Annotated in this window: 15 protein-coding genes and 1 pseudogene; 8 read left to right on the plus strand and 8 right to left on the minus strand. The window is 40.6% G+C overall.

Annotated features, from left to right (window positions below):
* Positions 1 to 83 precede the first annotated feature (83 nt).
* Together CUU64_RS06455 and CUU64_RS23075 are read right to left on the minus strand one after the other, a co-directional pair.
* Positions 84 to 1,703: an ABC-F family ATP-binding cassette domain-containing protein gene (locus CUU64_RS06455; RefSeq protein WP_101632434.1), complete on the minus strand. Its 1,620-nt coding sequence runs from the start codon at positions 1,701 to 1,703 to the stop codon at positions 84 to 86.
* Between the two features lie 251 nt (positions 1,704 to 1,954).
* Positions 1,955 to 2,173: pseudogene (locus CUU64_RS23075) on the minus strand (HD-GYP domain-containing protein); the annotation flags it as partial.
* Between the two features lie 491 nt (positions 2,174 to 2,664).
* Between CUU64_RS23075 and CUU64_RS06480 the strand changes: the two are divergent.
* Positions 2,665 to 2,853 carry a hypothetical protein gene (locus tag CUU64_RS06480; RefSeq protein WP_101632438.1) on the plus strand — a complete coding sequence of 63 codons (189 nt, stop codon included), beginning with the start codon at positions 2,665 to 2,667 and terminating at the stop codon, positions 2,851 to 2,853.
* Between the two features lie 55 nt (positions 2,854 to 2,908).
* Here the strand turns inward: CUU64_RS06480 and CUU64_RS06485 are convergent, their stop codons facing one another.
* Positions 2,909 to 3,430: a GNAT family N-acetyltransferase gene (locus CUU64_RS06485; protein WP_180954482.1), complete on the minus strand. Its 522-nt coding sequence runs from the start codon at positions 3,428 to 3,430 to the stop codon at positions 2,909 to 2,911.
* A gap of 208 nt (positions 3,431 to 3,638) precedes the next feature.
* On the opposite strand from CUU64_RS06485, the gene CUU64_RS06490 reads away from it, so the two are divergent.
* Together CUU64_RS06490 and CUU64_RS06495 are read left to right on the plus strand one after the other, a co-directional pair.
* Complete coding sequence (locus CUU64_RS06490) at positions 3,639 to 3,830, plus strand: hypothetical protein (protein WP_101632440.1); 192 nt, start codon at positions 3,639 to 3,641, stop codon at positions 3,828 to 3,830.
* A 325-nt stretch (positions 3,831 to 4,155) separates the two neighbouring features.
* Positions 4,156 to 4,578, plus strand: coding sequence for a hypothetical protein (locus CUU64_RS06495; protein ID WP_101632441.1), 423 nt, complete (start codon positions 4,156 to 4,158; stop codon positions 4,576 to 4,578).
* A 342-nt stretch (positions 4,579 to 4,920) separates the two neighbouring features.
* Here CUU64_RS06495 and CUU64_RS06500 read toward each other — a convergent pair whose 3' ends face one another.
* Positions 4,921 to 6,111 (minus strand): alanyl-tRNA editing protein, encoded by a 1,191-nt coding sequence (locus CUU64_RS06500; protein ID WP_101632442.1) that lies wholly within the window; start codon positions 6,109 to 6,111, stop codon positions 4,921 to 4,923.
* A 153-nt stretch (positions 6,112 to 6,264) separates the two neighbouring features.
* Here CUU64_RS06500 and CUU64_RS06505 point away from each other — a divergent pair, with 153 nt between their 5' ends.
* A complete protein-coding gene (locus CUU64_RS06505) occupies positions 6,265 to 7,143 on the plus strand; it encodes a CvfB family protein (RefSeq protein WP_101632443.1) in 879 nt (292 codons plus the stop codon).
* A gap of 115 nt (positions 7,144 to 7,258) precedes the next feature.
* On the opposite strand, the gene cotJC is transcribed toward CUU64_RS06505, so the two are convergent.
* Genes cotJC through CUU64_RS06520 form a run of 3 tightly spaced genes read right to left on the minus strand, consistent with a single transcriptional unit; the run spans position 7,259 to position 8,344 of the window.
* Positions 7,259 to 7,828 carry a spore coat protein CotJC gene (gene cotJC / locus CUU64_RS06510; protein WP_101632444.1) on the minus strand — a complete coding sequence of 190 codons (570 nt, stop codon included), beginning with the start codon at positions 7,826 to 7,828 and terminating at the stop codon, positions 7,259 to 7,261.
* Between the two features lie 12 nt (positions 7,829 to 7,840).
* Complete coding sequence (locus CUU64_RS06515) at positions 7,841 to 8,071, minus strand: spore coat protein CotJB (protein WP_101632949.1); 231 nt, start codon at positions 8,069 to 8,071, stop codon at positions 7,841 to 7,843.
* A gap of 36 nt (positions 8,072 to 8,107) precedes the next feature.
* A complete protein-coding gene (locus tag CUU64_RS06520; protein WP_180954483.1) occupies positions 8,108 to 8,344 on the minus strand; it encodes a spore coat associated protein CotJA in 237 nt (78 codons plus the stop codon).
* A 233-nt stretch (positions 8,345 to 8,577) separates the two neighbouring features.
* Here CUU64_RS06520 and CUU64_RS06525 point away from each other — a divergent pair, with 233 nt between their 5' ends.
* The 4 genes from CUU64_RS06525 to CUU64_RS06540 all read left to right on the plus strand — a co-directional run bounded on the left by CUU64_RS06525 (position 8,578) and on the right by CUU64_RS06540 (position 12,857).
* Positions 8,578 to 9,369 carry a 3D domain-containing protein gene (locus CUU64_RS06525; RefSeq protein WP_101632445.1) on the plus strand — a complete coding sequence of 264 codons (792 nt, stop codon included), beginning with the start codon at positions 8,578 to 8,580 and terminating at the stop codon, positions 9,367 to 9,369.
* 418 nt (positions 9,370 to 9,787) lie between these two features.
* Entirely contained in the window at positions 9,788 to 11,584 is a 1,797-nt protein-coding gene (gene recQ, locus CUU64_RS06530; RefSeq protein ID WP_101632446.1) for a DNA helicase RecQ, read from the plus strand.
* Between the two features lie 135 nt (positions 11,585 to 11,719).
* A complete protein-coding gene (locus CUU64_RS06535) occupies positions 11,720 to 11,926 on the plus strand; it encodes a cold-inducible protein YdjO-related protein (protein ID WP_101632447.1) in 207 nt (68 codons plus the stop codon).
* Between the two features lie 736 nt (positions 11,927 to 12,662).
* On the plus strand, positions 12,663 to 12,857 hold the full coding sequence (locus tag CUU64_RS06540) for a cold-shock protein (protein ID WP_101632448.1): 195 nt from the start codon (positions 12,663 to 12,665) through the stop codon (positions 12,855 to 12,857).
* A 114-nt stretch (positions 12,858 to 12,971) separates the two neighbouring features.
* Here CUU64_RS06540 and CUU64_RS06545 read toward each other — a convergent pair whose 3' ends face one another.
* Complete coding sequence (locus CUU64_RS06545; RefSeq protein WP_101632449.1) at positions 12,972 to 13,883, minus strand: YitT family protein; 912 nt, start codon at positions 13,881 to 13,883, stop codon at positions 12,972 to 12,974.
* Between the last annotated feature and the right edge of the window lie 179 nt (positions 13,884 to 14,062).

Raw genomic sequence — 14,062 nt, forward strand, 5'->3', positions numbered from 1 at the left:
CAATCTTTAGTGTATCCAGATTTTCCCTTTGAACAAAAACACACTCCCAAATGGAGAAGTGGAGTGTGTTTTTGCAATCGTTTTTAGTTATACATAGAAGCGACTTGCTTTTGGAGCTCGCTGTTTTCCAGGTATTCATCGTATGTTACTTGCTTATCTACCAATCCGTTTGGCGTGATCTCGATGATACGGTTAGCGATTGTTTGGATGAACTGATGGTCATGTGAAGCAAAAATCATTGAACCTTTAAAGTTAATCATCCCATTATTCAAGGCAGTAATGGACTCCAAATCCAGATGGTTGGTCGGTTCATCAAGCATCAATACATTTGAGCCGCTGAGCATCATTTTCGAAAGCATGCAGCGAACCTTTTCGCCTCCGGATAAAACACTAGCCTTCTTCAGAACTTCTTCTCCCGAGAATAGCATTCTTCCAAGGAAGCCGCGGAGGAAGCTTTCACTTTGGTCATTAGGAGAATATTGACGCAGCCAGTCTACAAGAGTGACATCCTTTCCTTCGAAGAATTCAGCATTATCTTTCGGAAAATAAGCCTGGGAAGTTGTGACTCCCCATTTAAAAGAGCCTTCATCAGGTTCGATTTCTCCAGCCAGTATTTTAAATAAAGTGGTTTTAGCGATTTCATCACGTCCGACCAACGCCACTTTATCTCCTTTATTCATGATAAAGCTGACATTATCCAATACCTTTACACCGTCCACGGTTTTGGAAATACCCTCGACGCGAAGCAAATCATTTCCGATTTCGCGTTCAGGCGTGAAATGGACATAAGGATAACGGCGGGAAGAAGGCTGGATGTCATCCAGGGAAATCTTATCAAGCAGCTTCTTTCGAGATGTGGCCTGCTTCGATTTTGAAGCGTTCGCACTGAAGCGGGCGATGAAGTTCTGCAGCTCCTTTATTTTCTCTTCCTTCTTTTTATTGGCTTCCTGTGCCAGTTTTGTAACTAATTGGCTGGATTCATACCAAAAATCATAGTTTCCGACATAAATTTTAATTTTGCCGAAATCGAGATCCGCAATATGCGTACAAACTTTGTTCAGAAAGTGGCGGTCATGCGATACGACAATGACGGTGTTTTCAAAGTTGATCAAAAACTCCTCAAGCCATTGGATCGCCTTAAGGTCAAGGTGGTTGGTAGGCTCATCAAGAAGCAGGACATCAGGCTTGCCGAACAGTGCTTGGGCAAGTAAAACCTTTACTTTATCTCCACCTGTCAGTTCCGCCATTTTTTTGTTGTGAAGGTCCTCTTCAATGCCAAGGCCTTTTAATAAAATAGCAGCTTCGGATTCAGCTTCCCATCCGTTTAGCTCAGCAAATTCGCCTTCCAGCTCCGCAGCTTTCATACCGTCTTCATCGGTGAAGTCAGCTTTCATATAGATGGCGTCTTTTTCCTGCATAACCTGGTACAAACGTGCATGACCCATGATCACGACGGTCATGACCTCCTGGTCTTCATATTCAAAGTGGTTTTGTTTTAAAACAGCAAGGCGTTCACCTGGCCCCATATGAACATCGCCAGTCTGTGCTTCAATTTCGCCAGAAAGGATTTTTAGGAAGGTAGATTTTCCGGCACCATTTGCTCCAATCAATCCGTAACAGTTTCCGGGCGTGAATTTTATATTTACATCTTCAAACAGCTTGCGGTCACCATAGCGCAAGCCGACATTAGTAACAGTAATCATTTGCTCCGCATTCCTCCTTGACAATATCCTTAAAATTATATCATGAATGAGGGAGATCTGGAAAATGGTTTCTGTAGAAGCATTAATAAACGGGCTAGTTTTCAGGTTTATATCAAAAACCACTGAAAATAACAAGGAGGAAGGTGAAGCCGCCTTCCTTCAGAAAAGACTTATTAATTCACTAAACTGTATAAGCCTGTTGACTTATTATAAGAAAAGATGCTGTATGTCTTGGACCGTTCCTTCCGACATTAACTTATTTCTTTAACGGGCTGTTTACCTGCGTACATTTGTTCTTTTTCCATTATGGTAACAAATACCTCGGCAATATGGGGATCCCATTGGGTTCCCTTTCCCTACCTTAAAATCTGCAGTGCCAGGGAAACATCCATCCCATTTCGGTAGGTCCTGTCAGAAGTCATAGCGTCAAAGGCATCCGCTACGGCTATGATTCTGCTAAAAAGGGGAATTTATTTTCCAGTGTGGCAAGCGTACCATTCTTGACAGAATCCATCCCAAGTTTCAATTCATCAATAGGCTTTTGGATGTTATCCGAAAGAAGGACAGATCCACCGAATGCCACAAGAACCAATAACGCAAGGAAAATCACTGGTCAATTCGAAAAATCGTAGAGTACGTTTCGCTCTCCTTCCATCATATTGGCAAAGGTTAATAAACTGAAAAACAAAATGGGAAACACCGCCAGAAACAGGGAGCTAGCAAGAAGTTTCTTTTTAATCCCCAGAAAATAAGTTTCTTTACCGTGTATCAAGTTAGCATCTTGTTTATTCATTTGCCGCGATATGTCGGTCAATAAAGGTTGAACCGCTTTTCATTGTCAGGAAATACTCAATTAGCGCGTGCATGGCCGACATCAATATAGCCCCAATAAAAGCTAAAAGCAATAGGAATGAGGAAGGTGCAAGTCCTTCATATGCATAAATAAAAAGGTCTATGGAATATGGAAGCGGCATTGCCGCAAGAAATCGATTATATTAAATTAGTTAAGCACCAACTGGATCACGAAAAAGGGAAACTTACTTACGAATTTTACTCTTCTGAGGAAATAAGGAAACCGACAATCGTGGCTGTAGACGTCATCCATAAACCTGAAGGCTGGAAAATCAGAAGTTTTGCAATGGATTCCTAATCGTCGTCAGTCTCCCCCTACTTTAACGCATCGCAGTAGTGGGGGACTGACCCCTTTATAAATACACGAGTATGTCATGAATGTCCTCCCAGCCATATGCTACCTCTCTGAGTGGAGCTCCTGACATCAAAATTGGTTTTTTGTTGACGATTTTTCCCCCTAACGAGTCATAAAAGGAGCGGCAGGCGTTTTTTTCCAATGCCCAGATCACGAGGTTAGGGAAACCTTGCCCAATTAACTCTTCAATGACTGGTTTCAACATCTTTTTCCCAATCCCTTTTCTTTGATGGCTTTCTAAAATGTAAAGGGCATATACTTCCCCTAAGTACTTGGGATCACTAGTTTGTTCACGGCCGCCGCTGGCAAACCCTACGATTTCTCCACTTTTATCCTCAGCTATGTAAACAATGCTGTTGCCCTGTGTGATAATGTTTTCCCAAAATACTGCCTTTTCTTCAATGTTTAAACTCTTTAAATAGGCGCTAGGCACAATTCCCTTATAGGTAGTGTTCCAGCTATTGATATGTACATAGGCAATTGCCCTTGCATCCCTAATTGCTGCTTTTCGGATTATCAAAATACTTTTCTCCTTTTGTTTAAACTCGTGTTTCCAGCTATATTTTACCTCATTTCGAGGGAAGAACAACTTCGTTCATTTAGTAAATCAAATTAAATAATATCCGGCTTCGATTTCATTAATCCATGTTTACCTTCCACGGTTTTAGGTTATGAAAATATAGTAGGTAAAAACTAACCACCCAAAGCTGAAAGGATGAATCAATCAAATGAAGTTGAAGGTATCATTTTATTTCCCCAGCGGGGCAGAAGTTTCCCACGAAACAGAAGGGGAAGATTCCACACAATTAATCAGCAATATTCAAAAGCACCGATACTATAACATGGTGAAAGAAAATACACACTATGTAGTAGACACGGAAAAAGCTGCGTACTTTAGTGTTACTGAGATTAATGAATAGTTAGCATGAGCGGCCGGGAAAACGGCCGCTTATTTAATTTCTCAAACCATTGGCGATTCAAAAGTGGGCGGTACGAACAATAAGATAAATATGCAGCGCCTTAGGTTGGAAGATCACAATTAAAGTAGGAATTATGCAAGAAACAGAGATGAGTCGCAACTTCAAATAAACTAGTCATTCGTTCAAAAGTTGAATTACATAAAAGTTCACATCCGTTGAATCCAAGGGTTCATTACAATGTTGATGACCTTTCCTCATTTTTTTTGCCAGACTTTGCCCAAATAGGGTAAAGTTAAGTTAATGACTCTCTAAAAAGGAGACCCTTATGAAAATTGACCTTACAAATCAACAGTACGAACTATTAGTGAAACTGATTGAATATGGAATGTGGGTGGTAGATTCTGAAAACCCCGAATCACCTAATAATGATTACCGGGAGGTGGAACAAACCATTTTAGCAAGTGCAGAGAAATTTCAATTCTTCGATATAATCCAGAACAAGGACCAAAATCTGTTAGAGCCAGCACCTCCATTGCAGAATGAAATATTCCAGGTGTTGGATTCCTATGAAGATATGGTGTTTTGGGATAAATTTGTCTATTACATGGCCCGCAAAGACATTGATACTGAGCACCAAATTCATAACTATAATGAGGAGCAATATATGGACCGGCTCATGGAACTGGAAGAGTATTATCATGAGGAATTTAAACGTTTTGGGGTGGGGAAAGTCAAAATCGAGGACTAAAGGAAACAAATCAGTATGGGTACCGCGATTGAAACCAGTAGTTTGTTTGTTCCCTTCCCATTGCGCATAAAAAAGAACCAGCCTTTCGAAAATGATGATATCATTGAACGAGGAGCTGGTTCTTATTTATTTCTGAAGTTTCCAATTTTTATAGTACGAGTATTTTTATAGCATTTGGTTTATCAATCGGCAAGGTAGATTGGTCTAATCCATTTATAAAGGCCGCTCTATCCATCGATGAGCGGCTTTTTTCTTCTGGCTGCTTCAATTCTTGTAATAAGTGGGATTTTCCCTATCGCTAAGCATATGGTCTTTCAACCGGGGTAGCGCCATTGCCTCAACTCATTTGTGTATTCGTTTAGGGTGGAATAATTTCTGTCTGGCGAATTCAAGGAAAGCCATCATTTCTTCCTTAGTACTAAATCCTGCCTGTGCGCTTTTATTATTGCCGCCGCCTTTGCCGTTAAAAGGAGGTAAATGTTCCTTCAGGAAATTGCCGCAATGTAGTTGTACACTTCCATTATGGGAAAGTAAAATCTTATTGTCCATTAAGGTGCCGAATAACAAGAGGACATCCTTATCTTTTGCCGCAAGTGTAGCAAGTTTCTGAAGATCCTTTAGCGATTTATCGTCAAAAATATAGAAAATATTTTCACTGATGCTTTGTTGTATCAAGTCTTTTATAAGATAAGAAGCATTTTCTTCGGAAAGCCTCTCCTTCTCGATCAAAGCTTGCCTATAGTCCTGTTCTAATTTCTCGACGCGGCTGATGACATCCCTGTGTCCGGTGTTAAATATGGAAGATACGGTATTAAGGATTTCCAGACTGTCATTAAAGTGGGAAAGTGCTCTAAAGCCGCATTTAAAAAATATCCTTGTTACTCCTTTTTGTTTTTCTGTTTTCAGGATTTTAATGCTGCCGATCGAGCCAGTTGCTGACAAATGTGTACCTCCACAAGGATTATATTCGATACCTTCTGTCTCAACGATGCGAATATTCTTAGTTACTTTTGGCATTTTTACGACAGATAGCTTGCTGATCTCTTCGCTTGTCACAAAGTAGCTATGAATCTCCCTACTTTCAAAGATGTATTGATTAACCTGCGTTTCTATATGGCTTATTTGTTCGGATGATAACCCGGGATTATTGATATCAATGGAGACAGAATCGGTTCCAAGGTGAAAGCTGACAGTGTTTGCGTTGTATAATTCCCTGCACACAGCTGATAAAAGGTGTTGGCCGCTATGCTGCTGCATATGGTCAAAGCGCCGTTTCCAGTCGATTTCACATTCAACAGCATCGGTTTCCGGACGCCTTGGCAGTTTATGAAAAACTGTATCATCATCCAAATAAACGTCGAAAACCGGTATCCCACTAATTGTCCCGGTATCAGAAGGCTGTCCGCCTCCTTCCGGGTAAAACGCTGTTTCAGCTAGGGTTACAAGGTAGACCTCATCTTGTTGTATCACTGACTCAATAGTGGTTTCCCATTCCCTTATATATGCATCTTCATAATATAACTTTTTGCCCATTGGAGTTCCTTTCTTCCTTTTTTGACTAGTATATCATTTTTTATAGGCTATACATCCATAAGCAAAAATGATAGATTCAACTATGTTGGAAAAATTTCTAATTTGGGTAAACTGATATAAGAATGTAAGCAAAGCGGGAGGAAGTAAGCATATATGACTATAATAGAAGCCGGTACTGTTGTGGAATTGGAAGTGGAACGGCAGGCCGATTTTGGTGTTTTTTTAACGGACGGAAACGAAGATGTATTACTTCATAATAATGAAATGGAGACGGAACAGGAAATTGAAATAGGGGATAAGGTTCGTGTTTTTCTGTATAACGATAAGCAGGGCCGCATTACTGCTACAATGAAAATACCAGAGATACAAATCGGTACCTACGGCTGGGCCGATGTTGTCAATGTACAAAAGAACCTCGGTGTTTTTGTTGATATTGGAATATCCAAGGATATCCTTGTATCTGTCGACGATCTGCCAGGGCTTGAACATCTTTGGCCAGCAGCAGGGGACAAGCTCTATGTTTCATTGAAAACAGACCGCTACGGCCGTCTGTTTGGAAAGCTTGCAACTGAAGATGTCATCCAGGAAATATCGTTAAAATCCCCTATGAAGGGTATGAGGAATACGGCCGTGAAAGGGCATGTATACCGTCTTTTGAAAGTGGGCTCGTTTATGATATCTGAAGAAGGATATAGATGCTTTATCCATGAAAGTGAACGGAAGGAAGAGCCGCGTCTAGGTGAATTTGTAGATGGTAGGGTTATCGATATAAAAGAAGATGGAAGCTTGAATGTATCCTTGCTTCCATTCAAACAGGATAAAATGTCGGAGGATGCCCAAGTCATTTTCAATTACCTTCAGAATAGGGGCGGGGCAATGCCTTACACTGATAAAACGCCGCCTGAAGACATCCAATTCCATTTTGGCCTGAGCAAAGGCGCATTCAAAAGAGCGCTCGGCAAGCTGATGAAGGAAGGGAAAATTCATCAGGAAGAAGGCTGGACTTATTCGTCCGACCGCAAAACAAACTAAGAAGGAAGTAATATTCATTTTATAAACACAAATACCCGAATTATGCATCGCTGGCGTATATGTATGAGCATCGCCTTTAGTAAAAAGCAGCAGAGTGAAATCTGCTGCTTTTTTGTTAGAAAACTTTTTTCTGATCCTGATCTTCTTTTAAAATTTCAACCGCTTCACGGAATCGCATGGAGTGGACGATTTCACGTTCACGTAAAAAGCGCAGGGAGTCGTTAAGGTCAGGATCATCCGACATGTCAATCAGCCATTGATAGGTTGCTCGTGCTTTTTCCTCGGCGGCAATGTCTTCATATAAATCGGCTATCGGATCTCCTTTCGCCTGGATATAGGCAGCGGTCCACGGAACACCCGCCGCGTTGCTGTAATGCAAGGCAGCATCATGATTTGCATAATGTTCCCCAAGTCCGGCATCTCTTAGCTGCTCTGGTGTTGCGTCTTTTGTAAGCTTATAAACCATTGTAGCAATCATCTCAAGATGCGCAAATTCTTCTGTACCTATATCAGTCAACAACCCGATCACTTTATCGGGTATCGTATAACGCTGGTTTAAGTATCTTAATGCAGCGGCGAGTTCGCCGTCAGCACCGCCGTATTGTTCAATTAAATACTTGGCAAGTGTGGGATTGCAAGTGCTCACTTTTACAGGATATTGCAATTTCTTTTCATAAATCCACATCCTTTTTCCTCCTTAAACCTGCCATGGCCATGGCCCCCGATTCCAATCCCAGCGGGGGCCTGGATCGTTACTAACTCCAAATTGGAATAGAGGTCCGTATTTTTGCTCAAATGCTTGTTTGATTTGCCGGGAATAAGCTGAATATTGATTGAATTGCTGAAGAGCCTGCTGATCTCCGGGATGGGTATCCAGATAGAGGGTTAGTTCGACTAATACGAAATCTACGGCTTGAATCTGTCCCATTAATTGATAATATTCATCATCAATATTTTTCACAAATTAAGACTTCCTTTCATAGGGATTTTCGTAGAAATCGTATAGTGCTTTCCAGAGAGTTCCCCTCCTTAATGCTTCATATGGCTGAAATTGTTCAAGATTAGGAGGTTGAAAGTTCATGAATAAATTGGGAGGAGTGCTATAGTATTTTTGTCCGATTGGCGGACAGGGATCAAAGGGGCTGTGAAAGGGACGATAAGATTTAACCCGTGTAATGTGTTGCGGATTTTCTTGGTGCAATTTAGACCCTCCTTTCTATATCCGTTCCATCTAATTGTATGTATGATGTTGAAAAAAATGATATTAAGGACTGAATATTACAGTATCGCTTGGCCTGACTTGTTTCGTAATATCCTGTTAAAATCCTGTTATGTTTGTTACCAGACTTTTACCTCTTTGACCTTTGTTTGAAAGATTACTATGCTATGATAGGTTTCGTTAGCTTGATAGAAGCTTACAGGGAGGTAACTAATATGAAAAAATCAATCTTGGCTTTCGCAGCCGCTGCTGCAATCACAGGGGGTCTTGGAACTCATGCATCTGCCCAGGATGTGAAAGTAAAAGATGGAGACACACTTTGGGCACTTTCCCAAAAATACGACGTTTCTGTTAAAGACATAAAGACATTGAATAACTTAAATTCTGATGCAATTTACAGCGGGGAAGTCCTTACGGTTTCTGGCCAGAAGGTTTCAAACAAACAATATTATACAGTTGAACAAGGCGATACTCTTTGGAAAATTGCGCAAAAGTATAGCACAAGCGTAGAAAACATAAAATCATTAAATAAATTAACATCCGACATAATCCATCCGAATAGACAGCTTTTGATACTTAAGGGGCAAAAAGGAGCTACAGTGCAACAAGCATCTGCTCCAGCTGCAGCACAAGCCGAGCCAAAAAAATCAGTGGTTAAAGCGGCTACGAATGTACCCGCCTCAAATACCAATGGCTCGTCACAAACAGGTGATGCCGTTAAACAATTGACTGTAAGCGCAACTGGTTATACTGCATCTTGTGAAGGCTGCAGCGGAGTAACAGCGACAGGTGTCGATTTGAAAGCTAATCCAAATGCGAAGGTCATCTCAGTTGATCCAAATGTAATTCCACTTGGTTCAAAAGTTTGGGTAGAGGGCTATGGATACGCTACTGCTGCAGATACAGGCGGCGCCATTAAAGGAAACAAAATCGATCTATTCTTCGCAAATAAACAGGATGCTCTCAATTGGGGAGTAAAGCAAGTGACTGTAAAAGTTTTAAAATAAATAGCATCAAACAACAAGGTGTTAGAGATGGGTAGACCCCCTCTGGCACCTTTTTTAAAACTATTTATTATAACGTGCGTTTTTTTTTCTTTATCTTTATCGGTAAAGCGAAATCACCAATTCTATTCACCCAGCATCTTCATTAATGAAGGAACAAGCAGCAATCTTATAATATTTATTAAGAAAAAGATACATGATAGCAACCCAAAATGATCTTTATGTTTTAAAAAAATAAATTATGTGACTAAACTCAACTCGATGTGTTATAAATGTTATATAATCTTGGTATAAGCAGTGTCCCTTCTTTTTTCTCCGCATATCCTCTTTCTTTCCTAGCTACATCTCTATGAACAAAATGAGACCCAAATCTAGAATGATAATACCAGCAAAACGATAAAAAATAGAATGGGGGATTTTTTTGCTGCATCAAGCAAGGCAATATTTAAAACAGTATTTTGGCTATGATACATTTAGAAACGGTCAAGAAGCGATAATCGCAAATGTTTTGAATGGAACAAATACAGCGGGAATCATGCCGACTGGAGGCGGAAAGTCAATTTGCTACCAAATTCCGGCGCTTATTTTCCCTGGAATCACACTCGTAATTTCCCCATTGATTTCCCTTATGAAGGACCAGGTTGATACCCTCATCCAAAACGGGATTCCTGCAGTTTATTTAAATAGCAGCCTCTCTGCGCAAGAAGCGGATAAAAGAATGGATGATGCAAAGAGCGGGGCTTATAAACTGCTTTATATTGCTCCTGAACGGTTAGAAAACCGATTTTTTCTCGAAAGTTTAAAAGAGTTGGAGATCTCACTTGTCGCCATTGATGAAGCCCACTGTATCTCACAATGGGGCCATGATTTCCGTCCGAGTTACTTAAAGATACAGGCCTTAATCAATCAGCTGCGGTCTGAGCCTTTAATCTTAGCGTTGACAGCCACGGCTACAACTGCAGTGCAGCAAGATATTTGCCGGTCTCTTGGAATTGTCGAAAAAGATGTAGTCGCAACCGGTTTTTCAAGGGACAATTTGTATTTTAGTGTTGTTAAAGGTACTAATAAAACTGCCTATGTAGAAAACTTTCTGGCTCGTAATAAGAACGAAGCGGGAATTATTTATGCTACTACACGAAAAGAAGTGGACTCTTTATATTTACTGCTGACCAAACAAGGAATAAAGACCGGAAGATATCACGCCGGAATGAATGAAATGGAACGCAATGCACAGCAGGTTGCGTTTCTCCAGGACGAACTGCTGGTCATGGTTGCTACGAATGCATTTGGGATGGGAATAGATAAGTCCAATGTGCGATTTGTGATTCACTACCAAACACCAAGGAATATGGAGAGCTATTATCAGGAAGCAGGACGAGCGGGCCGGGACGGGCTGCGAAGCGAATGCATCTTACTGTATTCTCCTCAGGATTTACGGATTCAAAGATTTTTAATTGATCAATCTGACGCTTCAGAGATCCGGAAGGAGCAGGAGCTAAAGAAGTTAAACTTGATGAAGGATTATTGCCATACTGAAGGCTGCTTGCAGGCTTTTATTTTAAAATATTTTGGGCAGCTTGAAGCTGGAGATTGTGGCCATTGTGAAAATTGCCTGGATAAAAGAACCTCTCATGATGTAACCGTGGAAGCGCAGATGGTGCTATCCTGTATTGTGAGGATGGGAGAGAGATTTGGTAAAACGCTAGTCAGCCAGGTGCTCGCCGGATCAAAAAATAAGAAAATTGAAGACTTCGGCTTTGAGAAACTTACTACCTATGGAATCATGAGACAACAGTCAGCTAAATCGATCGCTGATTTTATTGATTTCCTGACTGCGAGGGAGTATATCGAAATGAGCAGTGGACAATTTCCGGTGTTAAAGATAACCAAAGAGGGGAAAAACGTTCTTACTGGTAAGGAAAATGTCCTGCGCAGGGAATATACCAGCACTCACACAATGCTTGAGGATGATGCTCTGTTTGAAAGGCTGCGCACGGTTAGAAGGGAGATTGCCAGGGGTGAAGGGGTACCGCCTTTCATTGTTTTTTCTGATGCAGCCTTAAAGGATATGTCAGCAAGAACGCCGCGTTCAGAAGCTGAGTTTCTAGAAGTGAAAGGAGTTGGAAAACAAAAACAGGAGAGGTATGGCCAACAATTTCTACAGGCAATAGAGGATTACCTTAGTAGCGAAGCAGAGATAGGGGAGAACCAATTATAGACTGGTGCAGTTCATGAAAAAGGGACATACGGTAGCCGATAAAAATAAATATTACTGGTTGAACTTGCGTATACTATCTAAGTAGGCAAAAGAGAGCTTACACGGCTTTCTTATGAATCGAAAAGGAGGTTACTCATGTACTTTGGAAAAAAGAATTCTGAGGAACCCGTAGTGATCATGGAAGACACGGTCGTATACGCTTGTGAAGCCCCAAATTGCAATGGATGGATGAGAAAGGAATTTTCGTCTGATAATCAAACGTGCCCAATGTGCGGCGGAAATTTGCTTGAGGAAATTAGGGAGCTCCCGAAAATCCAAACTGAATATAATTCATTTCGCTGATAAACTTTGATATGCCACTTTCATTAGTGGCTTTCAATTTTTTTACCTTTGGGATGTGAGTGGAATGTTGACTTTTGGGTTTATAGGTGGTATAATTCATTTTCTGTTGTTCTTTATGTTTACGTGGATAACAGTGAGGGTAATTTATATAAGTACACATTTTTATTAAAGTAAATTAAAGTAAAATGAAACAGATGTTTAATCAAAGAAAGTCAGAATGCTTTAGAATAAGTTAGTTACAAAAATTGATAATCCCCATGTGTTTTATCCTTCCACATTAACTGCTTCTACTATTTGGAATGCTTAAAAGCAAGCGATTTTTGCAAAAAGAAAAAAACGCTAAAACTGCTCCAGATCATCTTTGACTCACAATACCCTTTAATAAACATGTGCTATGAAGCTGAAACCTGATTCCAACAGGCGCGGTCCAGGAACCGCATGGATGGAAGAGAGGCAGGGCTTTCATTGTGTTGGGTTTGGCGCGAAAAATTACTCTTTAGTCCTTAACGAACAACGGGCCGTTCATTTATAGCTAGTTGCCCGGAAAAAGTGTTAAAGACAATCGCATGTATACATGCTGAGGCTATCTCGTTGGAAGGAGATAGCCTCTTTCCTTTTTGTCCATCATTATATGTTATAATAAATTTGGAAACAGTTTTACTGGTTTACCAATCTGCTTCATTGAAGATTGTTTAAAGCAAAGAGATGGCACGAACAAATCAAAGGAGTGAGATATATGTACCGACGAATTAATCCAGAAGAAATCGTCCACGTAGAAACAAAAGTATGGCAGTGCACATCCGAAACTTGTAAAGGATGGGTACGAGATAATTTCACGTTCAGCGATGAACCAAGCTGCCCGCTTTGTAACAGTAAAATGCAGGCTGCAACAAAAATGCTCCAAGCGATCAATAATCCGGGAATGAAATAAAGATTATTGGCTAAGGCTGTATCATAAGGGTTTTGATTCGTGGTCTGTATAAAATGCAGTCGGGTCAGACCCTTTGTTTTTTTTGCATAGCCTCTAATATTCTTGGTTACATAATCAATGGATATCCTTCTTCTTAAACCGGCCGCCGCGAACCTCTGCGATATCAGCTACTGCCAGGAAGGCTGTAGGATCATACTCACTGACAATTTCCTTGAGTTTTGCTTCTTCCAAACGGTTAATTACACAAAAAATCACTTTTTTATTATCTCCAGAAAATGCTCCTTCTCCTTTTAGGTAAGTAACGCCCCTCCCTAATCGGTTGATAATGGCATCCCCTATTTCCCGGTACTCTTCGCTTATGATCCACACTGATTTCGATTCATCCAGTCCAGTTATCGTGATATCCATCGTTTTAAAGGCTACAAAATAGGCTAGCAACGAATACATGGCTCGATCCCATGAAAACACGAAACCGGCCGATCCTAGAATAAATAAATTAAAGAACATGACAATCTCGCCTACGGAAAAAGGGAGTTTTTTATTCGCAAGGATTGCTAAGATCTCAGTCCCATCAAGGGAACCTCCGTACCTGATCACGATTCCTATCCCGGCACCTAAAAAAAGTCCGCCGAAAATGGTCGCTAGCAGGATATCCTGTGTTAAGGCAGGCACCGGGTGAAGGAGTGAGGTAGTGATTGAGAGTATAAAAATTCCATACAAAGTAGATAGGGCGAAGGTTTTCCCTATTTGTTTATATCCGAGGAAAAAGAATGGAAGGTTAAGCAGGAAGATAAACACTCCGAGCTGCCAGCCCGTAACATAAGAAAGCATGATTGATATCCCTGTGATCCCCCCGTCAATAACCTTATTTGGAACAAGGAATATTTCAAGGCCTACACCCATCAGTATTGCTCCCAGGGTAATTAATAAACCGCGCTGAAGGATCTTGGTGGCGGGCAGCTTTTTATGCTGGGCCTTTTTAATGGGAATTTCAATTACAGGCGTTTCTGGCACAGTATCCGGCATGGATACACCCCCTTGATTTTTTTTTTGTATATATCTATTATATTTTATTTGGGGTTTTTACGAATGAAATTAATGGATATTATTTTTTACAACCTCTACACACACAGAAAATAGTCAGTACTGCCCTTTTCTACATGCCGTATATTCTATCCTATTTATATGATTTAATAAGAAATATA

The sequence above is a fragment of the Bacillus sp. V5-8f genome, from assembly GCF_002863565.1.
Lineage (GTDB): Bacteria > Bacillota > Bacilli > Bacillales > DSM-1321 > Peribacillus.

What these genes read in the sequence shown, in the direction of transcription:
- CUU64_RS06525 (WP_101632445.1), top strand. Translation starts at nt 8,578, where the DNA reads ATGAAAAAATCAATCTTGGCTTTCGCAGCCGCTGCTGCAATCACAGGG.
- CUU64_RS06455 (WP_101632434.1), bottom strand. Translation starts at nt 1,703, where the DNA reads ATGATTACTGTTACTAATGTCGGCTTGCGCTATGGTGACCGCAAGCTG.
- CUU64_RS06515 (WP_101632949.1), bottom strand. Translation starts at nt 8,071, where the DNA reads ATGGGACAGATTCAAGCCGTAGATTTCGTATTAGTCGAACTAACCCTC.
- CUU64_RS06540 (WP_101632448.1), top strand. Translation starts at nt 12,663, where the DNA reads ATGTACCGACGAATTAATCCAGAAGAAATCGTCCACGTAGAAACAAAA.
- CUU64_RS06535 (WP_101632447.1), top strand. Translation starts at nt 11,720, where the DNA reads ATGTACTTTGGAAAAAAGAATTCTGAGGAACCCGTAGTGATCATGGAA.
- cotJC (WP_101632444.1), bottom strand. Translation starts at nt 7,828, where the DNA reads ATGTGGATTTATGAAAAGAAATTGCAATATCCTGTAAAAGTGAGCACT.
- CUU64_RS06495 (WP_101632441.1), top strand. Translation starts at nt 4,156, where the DNA reads ATGAAAATTGACCTTACAAATCAACAGTACGAACTATTAGTGAAACTG.
- CUU64_RS06545 (WP_101632449.1), bottom strand. Translation starts at nt 13,883, where the DNA reads ATGCCGGATACTGTGCCAGAAACGCCTGTAATTGAAATTCCCATTAAA.
- CUU64_RS06500 (WP_101632442.1), bottom strand. Translation starts at nt 6,111, where the DNA reads ATGGGCAAAAAGTTATATTATGAAGATGCATATATAAGGGAATGGGAA.
- CUU64_RS06505 (WP_101632443.1), top strand. Translation starts at nt 6,265, where the DNA reads ATGACTATAATAGAAGCCGGTACTGTTGTGGAATTGGAAGTGGAACGG.
- CUU64_RS06480 (WP_101632438.1), top strand. Translation starts at nt 2,665, where the DNA reads ATGGAAGCGGCATTGCCGCAAGAAATCGATTATATTAAATTAGTTAAG.
- CUU64_RS06490 (WP_101632440.1), top strand. Translation starts at nt 3,639, where the DNA reads ATGAAGTTGAAGGTATCATTTTATTTCCCCAGCGGGGCAGAAGTTTCC.